The 19,716-nt window shown below is 73.4% G+C and carries 14 protein-coding genes and 1 tRNA gene; 8 read left to right on the top strand and 7 right to left on the bottom strand.

What is annotated here, in order from left to right; all coding sequences use genetic code 11:
• The first annotated feature begins 269 nt into the window (after positions 1–269).
• Positions 270–2,333: a phosphocholine-specific phospholipase C gene (locus JIW86_RS11630; protein ID WP_257553691.1), complete on the top strand. Its 2,064-nt coding sequence runs from the start codon at positions 270–272 to the stop codon at positions 2,331–2,333.
• Here JIW86_RS11630 and JIW86_RS11625 read toward each other — a convergent pair.
• Positions 2,320–3,042 (bottom strand): hypothetical protein, encoded by a 723-nt coding sequence (locus JIW86_RS11625; RefSeq protein WP_257553690.1) that lies wholly within the window; start codon positions 3,040–3,042, stop codon positions 2,320–2,322. The two genes, JIW86_RS11630 and JIW86_RS11625, sit on opposite strands and share 14 nt — an antisense overlap.
• Before the next feature lie 73 nt (positions 3,043–3,115).
• Here JIW86_RS11625 and JIW86_RS11620 point away from each other — a divergent pair, with 73 nt between their 5' ends.
• Positions 3,116–3,871 (top strand): alpha/beta fold hydrolase, encoded by a 756-nt coding sequence (locus JIW86_RS11620; RefSeq protein ID WP_257553689.1) that lies wholly within the window; start codon positions 3,116–3,118, stop codon positions 3,869–3,871.
• A 62-nt stretch (positions 3,872–3,933) separates the two neighbouring features.
• On the opposite strand, the gene JIW86_RS11615 is transcribed toward JIW86_RS11620, so the two are convergent.
• Positions 3,934–4,006: transfer RNA gene (locus JIW86_RS11615), tRNA-His, on the bottom strand.
• A gap of 203 nt (positions 4,007–4,209) precedes the next feature.
• On the opposite strand from JIW86_RS11615, the gene JIW86_RS11610 reads away from it, so the two are divergent.
• Complete coding sequence (locus JIW86_RS11610) at positions 4,210–5,334, top strand: aminopeptidase P family protein (protein WP_257553688.1); 1,125 nt, start codon at positions 4,210–4,212, stop codon at positions 5,332–5,334.
• Positions 5,335–5,361: 27 nt separating this feature from the next.
• Here the strand turns inward: JIW86_RS11610 and treZ are convergent, their stop codons facing one another.
• Positions 5,362–7,110 carry a malto-oligosyltrehalose trehalohydrolase gene (gene treZ / locus JIW86_RS11605; RefSeq protein ID WP_257553687.1) on the bottom strand — a complete coding sequence of 583 codons (1,749 nt, stop codon included), beginning with the start codon at positions 7,108–7,110 and terminating at the stop codon, positions 5,362–5,364.
• A 110-nt stretch (positions 7,111–7,220) separates the two neighbouring features.
• On the opposite strand from treZ, the gene JIW86_RS11600 reads away from it, so the two are divergent.
• On the top strand, positions 7,221–7,784 hold the full coding sequence (locus JIW86_RS11600; protein ID WP_257553686.1) for a DUF1707 and FHA domain-containing protein: 564 nt from the start codon (positions 7,221–7,223) through the stop codon (positions 7,782–7,784).
• Positions 7,785–7,886: 102 nt separating this feature from the next.
• On the opposite strand, the gene JIW86_RS11595 is transcribed toward JIW86_RS11600, so the two are convergent.
• On the bottom strand, positions 7,887–9,161 hold the full coding sequence (locus JIW86_RS11595; RefSeq protein ID WP_257559291.1) for a M14 family zinc carboxypeptidase: 1,275 nt from the start codon (positions 9,159–9,161) through the stop codon (positions 7,887–7,889).
• Positions 9,162–9,266: 105 nt separating this feature from the next.
• Complete coding sequence (gene lpdA / locus JIW86_RS11590) at positions 9,267–10,682, bottom strand: dihydrolipoyl dehydrogenase (RefSeq protein ID WP_257553685.1); 1,416 nt, start codon at positions 10,680–10,682, stop codon at positions 9,267–9,269.
• A gap of 97 nt (positions 10,683–10,779) precedes the next feature.
• On the opposite strand from lpdA, the gene JIW86_RS11585 reads away from it, so the two are divergent.
• On the top strand, positions 10,780–11,652 hold the full coding sequence (locus tag JIW86_RS11585; RefSeq protein ID WP_257553684.1) for a LysR family transcriptional regulator: 873 nt from the start codon (positions 10,780–10,782) through the stop codon (positions 11,650–11,652).
• Here the strand turns inward: JIW86_RS11585 and treY are convergent.
• The gene (gene treY / locus JIW86_RS11580) at positions 11,635–13,887 is read right to left on the bottom strand and encodes a malto-oligosyltrehalose synthase (RefSeq protein WP_257553683.1); all 2,253 of its coding nucleotides are present in this window, start codon (positions 13,885–13,887) and stop codon (positions 11,635–11,637) included. The two genes, JIW86_RS11585 and treY, sit on opposite strands and share 18 nt — an antisense overlap.
• An 82-nt stretch (positions 13,888–13,969) precedes the next feature.
• On the opposite strand from treY, the gene JIW86_RS11575 reads away from it, so the two are divergent.
• Complete coding sequence (locus JIW86_RS11575) at positions 13,970–15,268, top strand: MFS transporter (RefSeq protein ID WP_257553682.1); 1,299 nt, start codon at positions 13,970–13,972, stop codon at positions 15,266–15,268.
• Here JIW86_RS11575 and glgX read toward each other — a convergent pair.
• Positions 15,253–17,367 carry a glycogen debranching protein GlgX gene (glgX, locus tag JIW86_RS11570; protein WP_215141514.1) on the bottom strand — a complete coding sequence of 705 codons (2,115 nt, stop codon included), beginning with the start codon at positions 17,365–17,367 and terminating at the stop codon, positions 15,253–15,255. The two genes, JIW86_RS11575 and glgX, sit on opposite strands and share 16 nt — an antisense overlap.
• A gap of 274 nt (positions 17,368–17,641) precedes the next feature.
• Between glgX and JIW86_RS11565 the strand changes: the two genes are divergently transcribed.
• Positions 17,642–18,892, top strand: coding sequence for an SAV2148 family HEPN domain-containing protein (locus JIW86_RS11565; RefSeq protein ID WP_215141516.1), 1,251 nt, complete (start codon positions 17,642–17,644; stop codon positions 18,890–18,892).
• Positions 18,893–18,984: 92 nt separating this feature from the next.
• Positions 18,985–19,713: a 3'-5' exonuclease gene (locus tag JIW86_RS11560; protein WP_257553681.1), complete on the top strand. Its 729-nt coding sequence runs from the start codon at positions 18,985–18,987 to the stop codon at positions 19,711–19,713.
• The last annotated feature ends 3 nt before the right edge of the window (positions 19,714–19,716 follow it).

Genomic DNA, 19,716 nt, shown 5'->3' with positions numbered 1-19,716 from the left:
GGCCTGAGTACGGATGCTCAGATCGGTGCACGGGCCGGATGAGTACCCCCGGCCGGGGCCCTGACCTCGAAGTGGAGTGACTCCGGGGGCTGTTGCGCGAAGGGTGGTTCCCTTACCGTCTTCGCCAGACGCGCGGGCCGTCGGCAGTGACCCTTCCGTTCTCCGGCTGTACGGCCAGGTGTCAGACAAGGATCTCCGTCCGGTACTCCGGGGGCGCTGTCCTTGGGGCGCCCCTCGACTCGCCCCTCACCCGCAGAGGTCGTCACGCCATGGCAGAACTCAATCGCCGCAGGTTCCTCCAGATCGCCGGCGGTACCGCCGCCCTGACGATGCTGAACGACAGCATCGCGCGGGCCGCCGCCATCCAGGCGCAGGGCACCACCGGCACGATCCAGGACATCGAGCACGTCGTCGTCCTGATGCAGGAGAACCGGTCCTTCGACCACTACTTCGGCGCGATGAAGGGGGTCCGGGGCTTCGGCGACCCGCGGCCCGTCCTCCAGGACAACGGCAAGTCCGTCTTCCACCAGTCCAACGGGACGAAGGACATCCTCCCCTTCAACCCGCAGGTCGCGGACCTCGGGATGCAGTTCCTCGAGGGCCTGAACCACGACTGGGCCGGCGGCCACCAGGCGTACAACAACGGCAAGTACGACAAATGGGTCCCGGCCAAGACGGCCACGACCATGTCGTACATGACCCGGAACGACATCCCGTTCCACTACGCCCTCGCCGACGCCTTCACCGTGTGCGACGCCTACCACTGCTCCTTCATCGGCGCCACCGACCCGAACCGCTACTACATGTGGACGGGCTACACGGGCAACGACGGCACCGGCGGCGGCCCGGTCCTGGGCAACCAGGAGGCCGGCTACGGCTGGAAGACCTACCCCGAGCGCCTGGAGTCGGCCGGCGTCTCCTGGAAGGTCTACCAGGACATCGGCGACGGCCTGAACGCGGCCGGTTCCTGGGGCTGGATCAACGACGCCTTCCGCGGCAACTACGGCGACAACTCGCTGCTGTACTTCAACAGCTTCCGCAACGCCCAGCCCGGCAGCGCCCTGTACGAGAAGGCCCGCACGGGCACCAACGTCAAGGCGGGCGGCGGCTACTTCGACAAGCTGCGCGCGGACGTCGTCAACGGCACCCTCCCGCAGGTCTCCTGGATAGCCGCCCCCGAGGCGTTCAGCGAGCACTCCAACTGGCCGACGAACTTCGGCGCCTGGTACATCTCGCAGGTCCTGGACTCGCTGACCGCGAACCCGGCCGTGTGGGCGAAGACGGCCCTGTTCATCACCTACGACGAGAACGACGGCTTCTTCGACCACGTCGTCCCGCCGTACCCGCCCACCTCCTCCGCCTGGGGCCTGTCCACGGCGAGCGTCACCGGCGACCTCTACACCGGGGGCGTCTCCGGCTACGCGGCCGGCCCGTACGGCCTCGGCCCGCGCGTCCCGATGATCGTGGTCTCCCCGTGGAGCAAGGGCGGCTACGTCTGCTCGGAGACCTTCGACCACACCTCGGTGATCCGCTTCATGGAGAAGCGCTTCGGCGTGCAGGAGCCCAACATCTCCCCGTGGCGCCGCGCGGTCTGCGGCGACCTGACCTCGGCCTTCGACTTCACCCAGGCCGACGCCGCGCCCGCCGCCCTGCCCTCCACGGCCGGGTACATCCCGCCGGACAAGAACCGCCACCCGTCCTACCACCCGACCCCGCCGGCCACGGGCACCCTGCCCAAGCAGGAGGCAGGCTCCAAGCCGACCCGCGCCCTGGGCTACAGCCCGTACGTGGACGGCAAGGCCACGGTCTCCACGGGCAAGTTCACCCTGACCTTCGCCAGCGGTCCCAGCCTCGGCGCCCACTTCCACAGCACCTCGGGCAACCGTACGGACGGCCCCTGGCCCTACACGGTCGAGGCGGGCAAGACCCTCTCGGACACCTGGAGCACCAGCAGCTCCACCGGTAACCAGATCGACCTCACGGTGTGGGGCCCCAACGGCTTCGTGCGCACCTGGAAGGGCCCGGCGAAGAAGGCCGGCCCCGAGGTCACGGCGCGCCACGAGGCCTCGACCGGCAATCTGGCCCTCACCCTGACCAACCCCGGTTCGGCCGCGGTCAACCTCACGGTGACCAACGCCTACGGCGGTGCGGCCCAGACCTTCCGGGTCAACCCCGGCGCCACGGTCTCCCACACGGTGGACCTGCGCACCACGGGCCGCTGGTACGACGTCAAGGTCGTCTCCGACGCGGACGCCACCTTCCTGCGCCGCTTCGCCGGCCACGTGGAGACGGGCGCCCCGGGCATCTCCGACCCGGCGATCAAGACCGTCTGACCCGGTCCTCCGGGGTGCGCAGCAGCCGCCGTTCCAGGACCGGGAGGTCGCCGGGGCGGTGGCTGCGGGCGTGCCGGAGCAGGCGGTCGCGGGCGGTGTCCGGGACCCGGCGGCGCTTCGGGTGGCGGGTGGTGAACTCCTCGCTCGAGAAGAACCGTACGGCGCCCTCCAGGCCGGCCCGGTCCGTCTCGCGCACCGCCCAGGCCAGTTCCTCCGTGGCCGCCCCGGCCAGCAGCCGCCAGGGGCCCAGCTCCGCGAGCAGCGACGCCGCGTCGCGGGGCTCCTTCCGCGGGGCGCCCAGCCAGCTGAACACCACGCTCAGGGGCACCTCCCGAGGCAGGTCCGGCTCCTCCTCACCCCGGGCAAGAGCCCAGGCGTACTCCCGCAACCCCTCGGGCGCCTCGGCGGCCCACCGGGCGCGGTGGCGGGCCGGGATCCCGTCGGGGGACAGCGGGTCGAGCAGGCGCTCGGACTCGGGCGTGGAGCGAGCGGGGCTCCAGTCCTCGCCGCACATGCAATCGACCGGCCCGCCGTCATAGGGGTCCGTGGGGTGCTCGGAGTGCCGGTTGTACGGGCGCACGGCCCGCACCTCGGCGATCTCCGCCGGGTCGGTGATCGCGTAGCTCCGGGGGTGATGGGGGTGGCGCGCCCCGTCGGGGCGCGAGTAATCCCCCATGGCCAGCGGCTCGGGACTCGATATCGGCTGCACGGTGTGATGGTAGGCCCGGTGGGCAGAACGTACGGCGCTGGTTGTCTTCCACCCCGTCACCGAGGGAGAACGCATGGCCATCGCCCACCGCAGGATCGGCACCGGGCCCGTCCGCGTCATCGTGCTGCACGACTGGTTCGGCACCTCCGCCAATTGGGGCTCCGTGCTGGACTACCTGGACCCCGAGGGGTTCTCGTACGCCTTCCTCGACTACCGCGGCTACGGCGAGCGGCGGGACGTCCCCGGCCGGTACGACCTCCCCGAGATCGCCGACGACGTCCTCGCGCTCGCCGACGAGCTCGGCTGGGAGACCTTCTCCCTCCTCGGCCACTCCATGGGCGGCAAGGCGGTCCAGCAGGTCCTCGTCCGCGCCCCCGAGCGGATCGAGAAGCTGATCGGGCTCGCGCCCGTGCCGGCCGCGCCCTACGAGATGGACGACGCGACCCACACCCTCTTCCACGGCGCCGCCGAGGACCCGGAGAGCCGGCGCATCATCCTCGACCTCGTCACCGGGAACCGGGCGAGCCGCCGCTGGGTGGACCGCATGGTCGCGCACTCCCTGGACGTCTCCCGGCCCGAGGCCTTCGCCGCCTACCTGGAGAGCTGGCAGCCCCTCGACCTTTCCTCCGCCGTGAAGGGCAACACCGTCCCGGTGCTGGTCCTGGTCGGGGAGTACGACCTCGCGCTGACCGCCGAGGTGATGCGCGCCACCTGGCAGGCCTGGTACCCGAACTGCCGGATCCGCATCCTCCCGGGCGCCGGCCACTACCCGCCGCACGAGACCCCGGTGACCTTCGCCACCGAGGTGGAGGCCTTCCTGCGGGCCTAGCCGACCCCGGAAACGCCCGTGAGGGGTACGAGGAAACCTCGTACCCCTCACGGGACCCAAAGGGTGAGTGACGGGACTTGAACCCGCGGCCACCTGGACCACAACCAGGTGCTCTACCAACTGAGCTACACCCACCACGAAGGGTGGCGGACCACCCGTTCGACGTGCACGCACAGCATAGCCGATCAGGGGGGTGCTCCCGCGACGCGTTATCCGGGGCGGGCCGACGTGCCGCGGACCGATGTGGCCCCGCTCACAGCGACGGGCGGGGGGGCGAGGAGGAGCCGGACCGGCGCGGCCACTGCCCCCGCCGCGCGGCTCACGGCAGGATCACCCGTATGACCCATGAACCCGCACCCTTCACGGCCGAGGACTACGCGGCCCGGATGGCGGCCGCCGCGCAGACCGCCGCCGACGCCGGACTGGCCGGGCTGCTGATCGCCCCCGGGCCCGACCTCACCCACCTCACCGGCTACCGCCCCACCGCCGAGACCGAGCGGCTCACCCTGCTGGTCCTGGCCGCCGGGCAGGACCCGGTGCTCGTGGTGCCCGCGCTGGAGGCGCCCGACGCCGCCAAGGCCCCCGGCGCCGCCGCGCTGGCCCTGCGGGACTGGACCGACGGGAAGAACCCGTACGCGGTCACCGCCCCGCTGCTGGACGCGGCCGGGCGCTTCGGGGTGAGCGACAACACCTGGGCCCTGCATCTCCTCGGACTGCAGCGGGAGTTGCCCACCACCTCCTACGTTCCGCTCACCGACTCGCTGCCCATGCTGCGCGCGGTGAAGGACGAGCGGGAGCTCGAGCGCCTGGCCGCGGCGGGCGAGGCCGCCGACGCCGCCTACGCGCAGATCCTCCACCTCCCCTTCGCGGGCCGCCGGGAGACCGAGGTCGCCGAGGACCTGGCCGCGCTGCTGCGCGTACACGGCCACTCCCAGGTCGACTTCACCGTCGTCGGCTCCGGACCCAACGGGGCCAACCCGCACCACGAGGCCGGCGAACGGGTCATCCAGCACGGCGACATGATCGTCCTCGACTTCGGCGGCCTGCGGTACGGCTACGGCTCCGACATCTCCCGCACCGTGCACGTGGGCGAGCCGACCGCCGAGGAGCAGCGCGTCCACGACGTCGTGCGTGAGGCACAGCAGGCCGGGGTGGCCGCGGTCCGGCCGGGGGTCTCCTGCCAGGAGGTGGACCGGGCGGCCCGCGCGGTGATCACCGAGTTCGGCTACGGCGACCGCTTCATCCACCGCACCGGCCACGGCATCGGCGTCACCACCCACGAGCCGCCGTACATGGTCGAGGGCGAGGAGCAGCCCCTGGTCCCCGGCATGTGCTTCTCCGTGGAGCCGGGCGTCTACCTGCCCGGCCGCTTCGGCGTCCGCATTGAGGACATCGTGACCGTCACCGAGGACGGCGGAAGCCGCCTCAACAACGCCCCGCGCGAGCTCGCGATCGTCGAGTAGGACTCACGGGTTCACGGGCTCACGGGTTCACGGTCCCAGCACGACGGCGGATTCACCCGGTACATGGATCCGCCCGTCCGGGCCCGGGTGTTCGAGCGGCTCCCAGGCGGCCAGCACCCGTACCCCGTTGCGCCCCAGCGCGATCGTCACCGGATCCGGGGAGAGGTTCACGGCCACCCGTACGTCGCCCCGCCGGAAGGTGAGCCAGCGCCGCTCCTCGTCATGGGCGACCCGGACCGCCGCCAGGTCCGGGTCGCGCAGGTCCGGGTGCGAGCGGCGCAGCGCGACCAGGGTGCGGTACCAGGCCAGCAGGCGGGCGTGGCCCGGCTGCTCCGGCTCCGCCCAGTCCAGGCAGGAGCGGTCCCGGGTGGCCGGGTCCTGCGGGTCGGGGATCTCTTCGGCCTTCCAGCCGTGCGCCGCGAACTCCCGCCGCCGGCCCGTCCGTACGGCCTCGGCCAGCTCCGCGTCGGGGTGGTCGGTGAAGTACTGCCACGGGGTGCCCGCACCCCACTCCTCGCCCATGAACAGCATCGGCACGAACGGACCGGTCAGTGCCACGGTCGCGGCGCAGGCCAGCAGCCCGGGGGAGAGCGAGGCGGCGAGCCGGTCGCCGAGTGCCCGGTTGCCGATCTGGTCGTGGGTCTGGGTGTAGCCGAGGAAACGGTGGGCCGGGGTCCGGCGGCGGTCCACCGGACGGCCGTGGGTGCGGCCCCGGAAGGAGGACCAGGTGCCGTCGTGGAAGAAGGCGCGGGTCAGTGTCTTGGCGAGCGCGGCCATCGGGGCCTGGGCGAAGTCGGCGTAGTACGCCTGGGATTCACCGGTCAGCGCGCAGTGCAGGGCGTGGTGGAAGTCGTCGTTCCACTGTGCGTGGAGCCCCAGGCCGCGGTCGGCGCGGGGGGTGGTGGTGCGCGGGTCGCACCGGTCGGACTCGGCGATCAGGAACAGCGGACGGCCGGTCTCGGCCGCCAGCTCGTCCACGGCGGCGGCCAGTTCCTCCAGGAAGGTCAGGGCCCGCCCGTCGGCCAGCGCGTGCACGGCGTCGAGCCGCAGCCCGTCGATCCCGTAGTCCCGCAGCCAGGCCAGCGCGCTGCCCAGGAGGTACGCGCGCACCTCGTCGGAGCCGGGCGCGTCCAGGTTCACCGCCGCGCCCCAGGGGGTGTGGTGGGTGTCGGTGAAGTACGGACCGTAGGCGGGCAGGTGGTTGCCGGAGGGGCCGAGGTGGTTGTGGACCACGTCCAGGACCACGCCCAGCCCGGCGGCGTGGGCCGCCTCGACGAACCGGGCCAGCCCGGCCGGGCCGCCGTACGGCTCGTGCACCGCCCAGGGGGCGACCCCGTCGTACCCCCAGCCGTGCCGGCCGGGGAAGGGACAGACGGGCATCAGTTCCACGTGGGTGACGCCGAGGCCGGTGAGGTGGCCCAGGCGGGCGGCGGCGGCGTCGAAGGTGCCCTCGGGGGTGAAGGTGCCGATGTGCAGCTCGTACAGGACCGCGTCCTGGAGCGGGGTGCGCGGCGCCGGGGCTCCCGGCTCGCGCAGGGCCTCGAAGTCGACCACCGCCGACAGGCCGTCGGGTCCGTCGGGCAGCCGCCGGCCGCGCGGGTCCGGCCGCGGGACGGATCCGCCGTCCAGGAGGAATCCGTACCGGCTTCCGTCGGCGGCCGGGGCCTGCGCGGTCCACCAGCCGTCCCGCTCCGGATCGCGTGCCATCTCGTACGTCGCGTCGTCGAGTCGCATGGCGACATGACCCTTCAGCGGTGCCCACACCTCGAACTGCACGGACGTTCCCCTCGTCTGCGGCGCTGTTCAGCATGCGTATCCTGCCCATCATTCCCGGCCCGGCGGGGGTGTTCTGGACACTCCGGCCCCGACGGGCCGACAATCACCCTGTGACGTCGAGTTTTGAGTTCCCCGCCTACCCCGTGCCGCGGCTCTCGGACGCCGAGCGCGACCGGGCGCTGGGCCAGCTCAGGGAGGGCGCTGCCCTCGGCAAGCTGTCCCACGACACGTTCCTGCGCCGGATGGAACTCGCCCTGGTCGCGCGGCGCTCCGAGGACCTCGCCGTCCTCACCGCCGACCTCCAGGCGCGCGAGGGTGCCGAAAGCCCTTGGACCCGTCGGCTGTTCGGCTGGGTGGGGCGGGTCTCCGCCGTCTCGGTCGGAGTCCGGCGCGCCTGGGCCGCCGAGAAGCTGCCCAAGCTGCTGCTGCCGCACCCCAGCGCGGGTGGCCTGCGGATCGGCCGCGACCCGGGCAACGGGCTGCGGCTCAGCCACGAGACCGTCTCCCGGGCGCACGCGGAACTCAGCCTGCGTGACGGGGTGTGGGTGCTCAAGGACCTCGGCTCCACGAACGGGACCACGGTCAACGGGCACCGCGTGACGGGTTCCGCGGTGGTCCGGGACGGCGACCAGGTCGGTTTCGGGAAGATGACCTTCCGGCTGTCCTCGAGCTGAACCCGGCCGCCGGATCTCGCCGGGCGGCCAGGGCCGCAGCTGTTCGCCGCCGAGGAGGCTCGCGGCCACGGGCTGGGCGCGGCCCTGGCCCGTGGACCCCTTCTAGGGCGCGACGAGGCGTTCGTACGCGGCCAGGACGGTCCGGGACTGGTGTTCCACCTGCGTGGCCACCGGGACCCAGCGGGCCTGGAAGCGGGCCGCGAAGTCTTCGCACCACCCCGTGACCAGCCGGTCCAGCCCGGGCGCCGACCCGTGACCCTGGGTGCGCAGCACCCGCAGCAGCATCGCGGCGGCGCGCAGCGACAGACGCCGCCCGAAGGCGTCGATGCTGGCGACGTACGCCGCGGTGGCCTCGGCGGGAGCCCCGTCGCCGGTCCACTCGGCGGTGATCCGGGGGATCAGCGCGAGCGTCCAGTCCACCGCGCGCAGCAGGGGCGCCGCGGCCGGGTCCTCGTAGGGCAGCGGGCCGTACCGGATCCCGTCCCGTACGGCGGCCACGCGGGCGGTGTCCTCGCCGAGCCGTCCGGCCAGCATCCGCAGGGCGCCGCGCGGGTCGGGGTGCGGGGCCGGGTCGTCGACCAGGTCGGAGGCCCACATGGGGACTTCGACGATCGCGGTGGTGCCGTCGTACCGGTGGGCGTGGTACCAGGTGCTGAGCCGGGTGTCCTCGGGATGGAAGGCACCGGCGTCCTCGCTCCCCGGCTGCGGGATCACGAAGATCCCCGGCCCGGGGGAGGGCCAGCCGGCGGCATCCGAGGCCCCGTTCTCCACCGGGATGCGCAGCTCGGCGGCCGATTTGCCGAAGGGCTCGGCGAGGCCGGGAATGTCCCGGGTGAGCTGGACCCAGGAGCCGCCGAGGTCGGTGGCGTGCAGGGAGACCTGGAGGACGGGCCGCAGTTCGTCGATGAGCGCGGTCAGGGCCAGGGTCTCGGGCGGCAGCCGGTCCGGGGGCAGTAAAGACGGCGCCCACTCGGGCTGTTCGGGACCGGGGGGCCGGAAGAAGTGCCGGTGGTAGTCGAGGAGCGAGTACGGGCGGGGCGTGCGGTGCAGGTCCGCGCCGTCGGGATCGGCGCAGAGCAGGAAGTGCCAGCCGCAGCCTGCACGCGGGGCCGGGTCGTGCAGGAGCCGCCGGGCGAGGGAGAGGGCGGTGGCGCCGCCGACGGGTTCGTTGGCGTGGGCCCCGGCGACCACGAGGACGTCCCGGCCGGGCCGGGCCTTGCCGGTGGCCGCGACGGAGAGCACCCAGAGGGGCTGCCCGGCCCGGGAGGTTCCGGCCTGGCGGAGCCGGACCTCGGCGGGGCGTTCGTCCGCCAGGGCGCGGGCGGCCAGCGCGAGCTCGTGCGGTGTGGGGTAGCACATGTCACGGAGGAGGGTCACAAGGGATGCCATGCCCGCCGGGCTGGGCCGGTACCCGCGCCGGGGGTCGCCCCCCGGGCGGAGTCTGGCCGAGGGTCTGCCGAGGGTCCGGGGCGCAGGCCCGGGCTACTGCTGGTGCAGGCCGCGGCCCGCCAGGGTCAGGAAGGCCTCGCCCACCGCCTCCGACAGCGTCGGGTGGGCGTGGACGTGCCGTGCCACATCGCCCGGCTCCGCGTCCCAGCCCACGATCAGCTGGCTCTCCGCGATCATCTCCGACACGTGCGGCCCCACCAGGTGCACACCCAGCACCCGCCCGCCCCGCTCGGCGACCACCTTCACCATGCCGCCCTGCCCGTGCACCATTCCCTTGGCCACGGCCGTCAGCGGCTTGGTGTTCACCACCACGTCGTGCGCCGCCTCGCGCGCCTGAGCCTCCGTCAGCCCGACCGCGGCGGTTTGCGGCGCCGAGTAGGTCACCCGGGGCACCGCGGCGTAGTCCACCGGCGCGCTCGCCACCCCGGCCAGGGTCTCGGCGACCAGCAGCCCCTCCGCGAAGGAGGCGTGTGCCAGGCCGAGCGAGGGCGGCGGCAGCAGGTCGCCCACCACGTGGATCCCCGGGACGGCGGTCTCCAGCCGGGACCAGTCGGCCGGCGCCACGAACCCCCGCTCGTCGGTGGCCAGTCCGGCCGCCGCGAGGTCCAGCCCGTCGGTGACCGGAACCCGCCCGACCGCCACGAGCAACCGCTCCGCCCGGAGCTCCCGCAGTTCCCCGCGCGCCGTGCGCACGGTGGCCCGTACGCCCCCGGCCTCCAGCCGCTCGGCCTTCTCCAGCCGGGCCCCCGTCTGCACGTCGATCCCGCGCTTCTTCAGGCCCCGCGCCAGGTGGCGGGACACGTCCGCGTCCTCCAGCGGAACCAGCCGGTCCGCGGCTTCGACCAGGGTCACCTCCGCGCCCATGGACCGGTGGAAGGAGGCGTACTCCACCCCGATCGCCCCGCCGCCCAGCACCAGCACCGAGGCCGGCAGCCCGGGGGCGAACAATGCGTCGTCGCTGGTGACCACCGTGTGCCCGTCGGGCTCCAGCCCGGGCAGGGTACGCGGCCGGGACCCGGTGGCCAGCACGATCCCGCAGGTGGCCGTGAACTCCCGGCCGTCCTCGGTCCGGATCGACCGCGGCCCGGTCAGCCGGGCACCGCTGCGCACCACGCGCACCCCGGCGCGCTCCAAGTGGCCTTCCACGCCCTTGTGGTTGTGGGAGACGATGTCGTCGCGGGTGGCGGTCAGGGCCGGCCAGTCCACCGACTCCACGCTCGCCCGCACCCCCCAGCGCTCGCGCGCCTCGGCTATGCCGTCGACGAGTTCGGCCGCGTGCAGCATGGCCTTGCTGGGGATGCACCCGCGGTGCAGGCAGGTCCCGCCGACCTTGTCGCGTTCGGCGAGGAGGACGGTCAGACCGAGGGCCGAGGCGCGCAGGGCCGTGCTGTAGCCGCCCGTGCCGCCGCCGATCACGATCACATCTACGGTGCTGCTGTCGCTGTTCATGTGTACAGCCTGCGCGGTCCGTTCCCATGAATCCAAGGCAATGATCTTCTCGTTGCCATGCACGTTGTTTATGCTTCCGGCTTTATGCTTCCGGTCCATGAGCCTGCGTCAGATGGAGTACTTCCTCACCGTCGTGGAGGAGTCCTCCTTCACCCGGGCCGCCGAATCCCTGCACGTCACCCAGCCCGCCCTCTCCCACCAGGTCAAGGCCCTGGAGCGGTCCGTGGGCGGCGAGCTGCTGGAACGCATGCCGCGCGGGGTCCGGCTCACCCCCATGGGCCGCGCCTTCCTACCGCACGCCCAGCTCGCCGTCCGCAGCGCCCGCCAGGCCGAGCGGGCCGCCCGCGCCGCCGCCGGGGCGCAAGGCGGTGAACTGCACCTCGCCACCGTCCATGCCATCGCCGTCGGCCTGCTCCCGGCCGTTGCCGCCCGCTGGCGGACCCTGCACCCGGGAGTGGCGCTGATGGTGCGGGAGTACGGCTCCACGGAGGCCCTGGAGGAACAGCTGGAGCGGGGCGTCGCCGACCTCGCGGTCGGCCCGGAACCCAAGGAGTGGACCGGTCCGGTGCTCCGCATCGGCCGGGAGGAGCTGGTGATCGTGGTGCCCTTCGACGACCCCCTGGGCGGGCGGGGCACAGTCCGGCTCACCGAGCTCGCCGACCGCGACTGGATCCGCTGCGCCATGGAACCGCTGGTGCACGGGCAGCCCGTCCTCGACTGGGCGTGCGGCGAGGCGGGGTTCACCCCGCGCACGGTGCTGCGTACGGAACACACCTCGACGGCCGTACGGATGGCGGCCGCCGGGGTGGGCATCGTCATGGCCCCGGCCCACATGGTCCGGGGCGCCGTCGGCGAGGACTGCGTGCTGCTCTCCCTCGACCCGCCGTGGCACCGGCCCCTGGCGGTCTTCTCCAGGGTCCCGCTGACCGGCGCGGCGGCCGCCTTCGCCGGGCTACTGGTGCCGGAGTAGGACCGCCACGGGCCGGGCGGCCAGCAGTTCGGACAGCCGTACCCCGGCCTCGTACGGGCTCCCGTCGTGCAGCGGCAGCCAGCGGCCCGGCGGCAGTGGCAGGGTGGTGCCGCGCCAGCCCCCCGCGCCGGCCAGCCGGTGCGAGAGCCGGGTGGCCACCACCACCAGGCCGGGCGAGCGGGCGAAGGCCAGGCAGTGGTCCGCCGCCGGGCCACTGGCCTGCAGCGGGGCGTACCCGGCGAACAGGCCCGGCCGGTCCCGGCGCAGCCGCAGCACGGCGGCCGTCAGGGCCAGCTTCTCCTCGGCCGGTCCGGACGGCGCGGCCCCCGCGTCCAGCCGGGCCAGTTCCTCGCGAGGGAAGCGGGCCGGGCGCCGGTTGTCCGGGTCCACCAGGGCCCGGTACTCCGTCTCCGCGCCCTGGTAGACCTCCGGCACCCCGGGCATCGTCAGGTGCAGCAGCGCCATGCCGAGCAGGTTGGCGCGGGCCGCCTCCGCCAGCTCCGGCGGCAGGTCGAGGGGGCCGGGGGCGTATCCCGCCACGGTCGCCTCGTAGGCCTCGTTCCGCTCCGTCCAGCTGGTGTGCAGGGCGGCCTCCCGGGCCCCCTTGAGCAGTGCCTCGGTCAGCCGGGGCACTGCCTGCGGAACCTCCCCGAGGCCCAGCGCGGTCTGCCGGGCCGTCCACGCCAGCCCCGGGTCCGGGCCGCCGAGCCCGTCCATCGGCTGCGGCGCCTGCGACAGCACCGAGATCCTGGCCCGGACGTCCGCGCTGCGCTTGGTGTCGTGCGTGGACAGCACCGTCCCGGACCGGGGCCACTCCCGCTCCAGCCGGTCGCAGTACGCGTGGAACTCCTCCGCCGACACCGCCGGTTGGCCGGGGTCGCCGCCGACCTCGGTGGCCGACAGCAGGGGTGCGTACCGGTAGAAGGCCCGGTCCTCCAGGGACTTGGCGCGCAGCGCGGCCGAGGTCTGGGCGAAGCGGGCCGCGAAGGCGGGATCCCGCAGCAGCAGCTCCCGTACACCGCCCACCGCACCCGGACCGGCCACCGAGGCCGCCCGCTGCACGGCCTGCGGGTCCGGCTCCGGCTCGCCGGGGTAGGGCCGGTAGACCGGATAGGCGATCAGCAACTCTTGTACCGCAGAGGCCAATTCCGGACCGGCCTGCCGTTCCAGCGCGCCCAGCTCGGCGGCCAGGTCGCCGGTCAGCACCTCCCGTGCGCTCTCGTCGGCGGTCCGCGCCCACTCGGGGTTGCCGGTGAACTCCACGTACCTCCGCGCCAGTTTGGCAGTGCCGGCCGGATCGGTGAACACCCCGTCCACCCGGTGCAGCGCGTCGTACCCGGTGGTCCCCGCCACCGGCCAGGAGGGCGGCAGCCGCTCGTGCCGGGCCAGGATCTTCTCCACCACCACCCAGCAGTGCGGCCCCGCCGCCGCCCGCAGCCGCCGCAGGTACTCCTCGGGATCCGCCAGCCCGTCCACGTGGTCGATCCGCAGTCCGTCCGCCACCCCGTCCCGGACCAGCTCCAGCACCTTGGCGTGGGTGGCCGTGAACACCTCGGGGTCCTCCACCCGGACCCCGATCAGCTCCGAAATCGTGAAGAAGCGCCGGTAGTTGAGCCCGGTACGGGCCTCCCGCCACCAGGCCGGCCGGTACCACTGCGCGGCCAGCAGCTCGGGCAGCGCCAGCCCCGCGGTGCCCTCCCGCAGCGGGAACTCCTGCTCCCCGTAGCGCAGCACCTGCCCGTCGGCCCTCAGCTCGCAGGACTCCACCGGCCCGGCGAGCACCGGCAGCAGCACCTGCCCGCCGCCCGCCTCCCAGTCGATGTCGAACCAGCGCGCGAACGGCGAGCCCGGCCCCTCCCGCAGCACCTCCCACAGCGGCCGGTTCAGCCGCAGCGGCGCCGGTACCGCCATGTGGTTCGGCACGATGTCGAGCACCAGGCCCATCCCGTGCGCCCGGGCGGCCGCGCCCAGCGACCTCAGGCCCGGCTCGCCCCCCAGCTCCTCGCGCACCCGGGAGTGGTCGGTGACGTCGTAGCCGTGCGCCGAGCCGGGCACCGCCTCCAGGACGGGGGAGAGGTGCAGGTGCGAGACGCCGAGCGAGGCGAGGTACGGTACGGCTTCCTCGGCCGCCGCGAACGGGAACTCCGGACGCAGCTGGAGGCGGTAGGTCGACGCCGGAGTGACAGGTGTCGGAACATCAGATTCCGAATGGATGCTTGACCGCGGCAGGCTCATGAGAACGTACGTACCCAGCCTGCCGGATTCCGTGCCATTACCCAATGCATACGAGTGACTGCGCCGGGTTAGCGTTGCTCAAGTGGTTGGAACCGTCAACACCTATCGAAGAGTCATCGCCCTGACCGGGCCCCTACTTCCGCTCATCTCGTTCTTTGCCCGACTGCCCGTCGCGATGTCCCAGTTCGGCAGCGTGGTGCTGGTCGCCCAGACCAGCGGCTCGATCGCCACCGGCGCCATCGTCGGCGGCACCCTCTCCGCCGGTCAGGTGGTCTTCGGACCCGTCCTGGGCCGGCTCGCCGACCGGTACGGCCAGCGGCCCGTCGTACTGACCGCCGCCGCGGTCAACGCCGTCGCGACCGCCGCCCTGGTGGCCGGGGCCCTCGGCCACCTCGCCACCGTCCCGCTCGCCGCCGTCGGAGCCGTCGCGGGCGCCTCCATCCCGCTGATCGGGCCGCTCGCCCGGACCCGCTCCGTGGCCCTGGCGCACCGCGCCAAGTCCGAGGAGAGCGTGGTGGGCGCCGTCCACTCGCTCGAAGGCACCCTGGACGAGGTCTCCTTCGTCCTCGGCCCGGCCTTCGTCGGACTCGCCTCGATCGTCGCGCACCCCGCGGTCGCCCTCGGCGGCGCCGCCGTCCTCGTCGCCGTCTTCGGCACCGCCTTCGCGCTGCACCCGACCGCCGCCGTCACGGACGGCCCCGCAGTGAAGGCGCGGAGCAAGGAGCGGAGCAAGGAGCGCAAGGTCCGGGTCCGGCAGCCGCGCGTGGTCCACGCCGTCCGCGGCTCGCTCGCCCTCCAGGGCGCCATGTTCGGCGCCTGCCAGGCCGGGATCGCCGCGCTCACCATGCGGCTGGGCGTCCCCGACCAGGCCGCCGTCGTATACGCCGCCATGGGCGTCGTCAGCGCCGTCGTCGGCATCTCGCTCGGCGCGCTGCCCGCCCGCTTCGGGCTGCGGCTGCGCTGGCGGGTGGCGACCGGCGCCGCGCTGGTGCTCTCCGTACCGCTGCTCTTCACCGACTCCCTGTGGCCGCTGTACCTGGTCGTCACCGTGCTCGGCGCGGCCTACGCCCCGCACCTGATCACCGCGTTCGCCCTCACCGAGCGCGTCGTGGAGCCCGCCCGGCTGGCCGAGGCGATGGCCTTCGCCGCCAGCTCCCTGGTGGCCGGGCAGGCCATCGCGCTGCCGCTCTCCGGGCGGCTCGCCGAGTCCTACGGGCCCGCCGCGGCCTTCGCCGTGGCCGTGGGGGCGGCCGCGCTCTGCCTGACCCTCGCCCTCCTCACCCGGGTGCCGGCCGCCCGTACCCACGGCAAGGCCTTCATCCCGGCGCAGCAGACCGGCTCGCCGGCCGTGGGCGAGAGCTCCGCCTACGCCGGGCGCTGAAGCACCACCAGACACCGTCCTGTCAGCGCCACCCGGTCGCCGGCCGCGTACTGCGGCCCGGTGCCGGGTGGCAGTACGTCCGGCCGCGCCGTGTCCACCACCAGGCGCCACTGCGCCCCGTGCCCCGCCGGAACGGTGAACTCCTGGGGATCGGCGCCCGCGTTGAACATCAGCAGGAACGAGTCGTCGGTGATCCGCTCCCCGCGGGTCCCCGGCTCGGAGATGGCCTCCCCGTTGAGGAACACCGTCAGCGCCCGCGCGTGCTGCGCCTGCCAGTCACGGGCCCGCATCTCCTCGCCGTGCGGGGTGAACCAGGCGATGTCGGAGAGCTCGTCGTGCGTCCCCTCCACCGGCCGCCCGTGGAAGAACCGGCGCCGCCGGAACACCGGGTGGTCGCGGCGCAGCCACACCATCCGCCGGGTGAACTCCAGCAGCGCGGGCGCCGGCTTGCCGGGCTCCGGCCAGCCCACCCAGGACAGCTCGTTGTCCTGGCAGTAGGCGTTGTTGTTGCCGGCCTGGGAGCGCCCGAACTCGTCGCCGTGGCTGAGCATCGGCACGCCCTGCGACAGCATCAGGGTGGCCGTGAAGTTGCGCATCTGGCGCTCGCGCAGCTCCAGCACCTCCGGGTCCTCGGTGGGCCCCTCCACCCCGCAGTTCCAGGACCGGTTGTGGGTCTCGCCGTCCCGGTTGCCCTCCCGGTTGGCCTCGTTGTGCTTCTCGTTGTAGGAGACCAGGTCGTGCAGGGTGAAACCGTCGTGGCAGGTGGTGAAGTTGATCGACGCCAGCGGGCGCCGCCCGTCGTCCTGGTAGAGGTCCGAGGAGCCGGTCAGCCGTCCCGCGAACTCCGCCAGCGTGCGCGGCTGCCCGCGCCACAAGTCCCGCACGGTGTCCCGGTACTTGCCGTTCCACTCGGTCCACAGCGGCGGGAAGTTGCCCACCTGGTAGCCGCCCTCGCCCAGGTCCCAGGGTTCGGCGATCAGCTTCACCTGGCTGACCACCGGGTCCTGCTGGACCAGGTCGAAGAACGAGGACAGCCGGTCCACCTCGTGGAACTGGCGGGCCAGGGTCGCCGCCAGGTCGAAGCGGAAGCCGTCCACGTGCATCTCGGTGACCCAGTACCGCAGCGAATCCATGATCAGCTGGAGCACGTGCGGGGAGCGCATCAGGAGTGAGTTCCCCGTGCCCGTCGTGTCCGTGTAGTGCCGGGGGTCGTCCGCCAGCCGGTAGTACGAGGCGTTGTCCAGCCCGCGGAATGACAGCGTCGGACCCAGGTGGTTCCCCTCGGCCGTGTGGTTGTAGACCACGTCCAGGATCACCTCGATCCCGGCCTCGTGCAGGGCCCGGACCGCCGACTTGAACTCCAGCACCTGCTGGCCGCGGTCGCCCGAGGCGTAGCCGTTGTGCGGGGCGAAGAAGCCGATGGTGTTGTAGCCCCAGTAGTTGCTCAGCCCGTCGTTGACCAGCCGGTGGTCGTTGACGAACTGGTGCACCGGCATCAGCTCCAGCGCCGTCACCCCGAGCTTGGTCAGGTGCCCGATGACCGCCGGGTGCGCGAGCGCCCCGTACGTGCCGCGCAGCTCCTCGGGGAGGTCGGGATGGTGCATCGTCAGACCCTTGACGTGCGCCTCGTACAGCACGGTGTGGTGGTACTCGTGCCGGGGCGGCCGGTCGTTGGCCCAGTCGAAGTACGGGTTCACCACGACCGAGCTCATGGTGTGCGGGGCGGAGTCCAGGTCGTTGCGGGAGTCCGGCCGGCCGAAGTGGTAGCCGTACACCGCCTCGTTCCAGTTCACCTGGCCGCTGATGGCCCGCGCGTACGGGTCCAGCAGCAGCTTCGCCGCGTTGCAGCGCCGGCCGCGGTCGGGCTCGTACGGGCCGTGCACGCGGAACCCGTAGCGCTGGCCGGGCATGATGCCCGGCAGGTACGCGTGGCGGACGAAGGCGTCCGTCTCGCGCAGTTCCACGGCGGTCTCCGAGCCGTCGTCGTGGAGGAGGCACAGCTCGATGCGTCGGGCGGCCTCGGAGTAGACCGCGAAGTTGGTGCCGGCGCCGTCGTAAGTGGCACCGAGCGGATACGCCTGTCCCGGCCAGACCTGCATAGGTAACGACTCTTCCCATCCTGCTCCGGCTGATCCGGCTGGACCACGTCACTGCCAGATCTTCCCCGAAAGAGGTGCCTCACGCGTGGACTTGGGTTGGTCCCTCCGGGTGACCCGCAGACCTGATAGGCGGGTCGGACGACTGTCTGGGCATCGGATAATGGGTCAACGGACAGCCGGTGTACGGGCCATCGGGCTGCACCGGGCCGCGCGCGCGGAGTACCCTTCCGTGATCACTGGAGACGGGCGTCCAGACGCAGAAGGCGGTGCACGGGTGAGCTCGGGAGGTCTGGAGCTGCCCCCTGGTGACAGCGGTCACGAGGGTGGCCCCGCGGACGCACCGTCGGCGGGGGTCGCGGCCGGGGCGGTGTCGCTGGCCCCGCAGGCGGCCGGGAGCGCCCGGGCCGGCGCCGAGCTGGACTGGGGCGCGGAGGCCTGGAGCGAGGTCCGCACCCGGGCGCAGCGCGCGGGCCGTGCGTACATCTGGCTGAACCTGATCGAACAGCGGCTGCGGTCGGTGGTCGGCGCGGTACTGAGGCCGATCTACGAGCCGGTGCACGGCGGGGACGACTGGGTGGTCGCGGCCGCCGGGCCCGCCGGGCAGGAGTGGGTGCAGCGGGCGGTGGCCGTGCGCGAGGTCAGCCGCCGCAAGGGCTACCTGCTCGACTCGGCCGACGACAACGTGCTGAGCTTCCTGACCCTCCCGCAGCTGCGGGAGCTGATGGTCCAGCACTGGCCCTGCTTCGAACCGTACTTCGACGACCGGCGCGAGATCGAGCTCGCCCTGGACGAGCTGGAGGTCACCCGCAACGTCGTCTCCCGCAACCGGGCGCTGTCCCGTCCGGTGCTGGAACAGGCGGAACGGGCCTCCGCGCGGCTGCTGGAGGTGCTGGGCGGCGGCTCGGGCAGCCCCTCGGCCGACCGGCTGCCGATCGACGCCGTCGAGGACCTGGTGGGCGACCGGTACGCGGACGTCATCTCGGTCCACCCGGACCGGGTGCGCCTGCAGCGCCAGCTTCCGGCGGAGGACCTCTTCGGCGGCGCGCGGCGGCTCGACGCCATCGGCATAGGCCTCAACCTGCTGGTCCAGAACTTCTCGGGCCGAAGACTCGTCCGGCTCACGGAAGCCGGCTGCCGGGTGCGGCTGCTGTTCCTGAACCCGGCGAGCAGCGCGGTCAAGCGGCGCGAGCGCGAGCTGGGGCTGCGCAAGGGCGAGCTGAGCCGCTCGGTGGAGATGAACATCCTGCACGTCCGCCGGGTCCGGGCGGGCCTGCGGGACCCCTCGCGCTTCGAGATCCACGTCTTCGACGAGACCCCGCGCTTCACCGCCTACCTGGTGGAGGGCCAGTCCTCGGGGATCGCCGTGGTCCAGTCGTACCTGCGGCGGGCGCGCGGCATGGAATCGCCCGTCCTGGTCCTGCGCGGCGGCGGCCGGGGCGTGCCGAAGGACGCCGACCACGGGCTGTTCACGACGTACCGCGAGGAATTCGAATCGGTGTGGGAGGACTCCCGGCCGGTGTCGTGACGCCGGCTGCGCCCCGCCCCCGGCGGCCGGTCTGTCAGTGCGCCGTGGCAGGCTGAAAGCCGTTGACCGAAGGTGTACGGGGGGAAGAGCGCATGACGGGGGACTGGCACGGCGGTGTGCTGATCGGGTTCGACCTGGAGACGACCGGCACGGAGCCGGGGGAGTCGCGGATCGTGACGGCGGCGGTGGTCGAGGTGCGGGGCGGCGAGGTGCGCGAGCGGCGCGGCTGGCTCGCGGACCCGGGGATACCGATTCCGGAAGGGGCCTCGGCGATCCACGGGATCAGCACGGAGCGGGCCGTCGCCGAGGGCCGCCCGGTGCGGGAGGTGGCCGACGAGGTCGCCCGGGCGCTGGTCGGGCACTGGCGCGCGGGGGCGGTGGTCGTCGCGTACAACGCGGCCTTCGACCTGACCCTGCTCTCCGCGGAGCTGGCCCGGCACGGGCTGCCGTCGCTGGCCGAGCGGCTGGGCGGGGCGGCGACCGGGCCGGTGGTCGACCCGCTGACCATTGACCGGGCCGTCGACCGCTACCGGCGCGGCAAGCGGACCCTGGAGGCGGTCTGCGGGGTGTACGGGGTCACCTTGGACGCCGCGCACGACGCCGGGGCGGACGCCCTGGCCGCGGTCGAGGTGGCCCGCGCGATAGCCGCGCGCCACCCCGAGGTGGCCGCCCTCACCCCGGCCGACCTGCACGCCCGTCAGGGCACCTGGCACGCGCGCTGGGCCCGGGACTTCCAGTCCTACCTCCGCCGCCAGGGCACCCCGGACGCGGTGATCGACACCGCCTGGCCGCTGCGGGGCCTGGTGCCGGCGGCCGGCTAGGTC

It is taken from the genome of Streptomyces sp. NBC_00162 (genome assembly GCF_024611995.1).
GTDB lineage: Bacteria > Actinomycetota > Actinomycetes > Streptomycetales > Streptomycetaceae > Streptomyces.
Note: the sequence above shows the minus strand (reverse complement) of the source record. Positions and strands in the feature narration are given on the sequence as shown.

Excerpts from the sequence above, each read along its gene's own strand:
- treY (WP_257553683.1), bottom strand. The coding sequence starts at position 13,887 with ATGAGCCTGCCGCGGTCAAGCATCCATTCGGAATCTGATGTTCCGACA.
- JIW86_RS11620 (WP_257553689.1), top strand. The coding sequence starts at position 3,116 with ATGGCCATCGCCCACCGCAGGATCGGCACCGGGCCCGTCCGCGTCATC.
- glgX (WP_215141514.1), bottom strand. The coding sequence starts at position 17,367 with ATGCAGGTCTGGCCGGGACAGGCGTATCCGCTCGGTGCCACTTACGAC.
- JIW86_RS11630 (WP_257553691.1), top strand. The coding sequence starts at position 270 with ATGGCAGAACTCAATCGCCGCAGGTTCCTCCAGATCGCCGGCGGTACC.
- JIW86_RS11585 (WP_257553684.1), top strand. The coding sequence starts at position 10,780 with ATGAGCCTGCGTCAGATGGAGTACTTCCTCACCGTCGTGGAGGAGTCC.
- JIW86_RS11560 (WP_257553681.1), top strand. The coding sequence starts at position 18,985 with ATGACGGGGGACTGGCACGGCGGTGTGCTGATCGGGTTCGACCTGGAG.
- JIW86_RS11610 (WP_257553688.1), top strand. The coding sequence starts at position 4,210 with ATGACCCATGAACCCGCACCCTTCACGGCCGAGGACTACGCGGCCCGG.
- lpdA (WP_257553685.1), bottom strand. The coding sequence starts at position 10,682 with ATGAACAGCGACAGCAGCACCGTAGATGTGATCGTGATCGGCGGCGGC.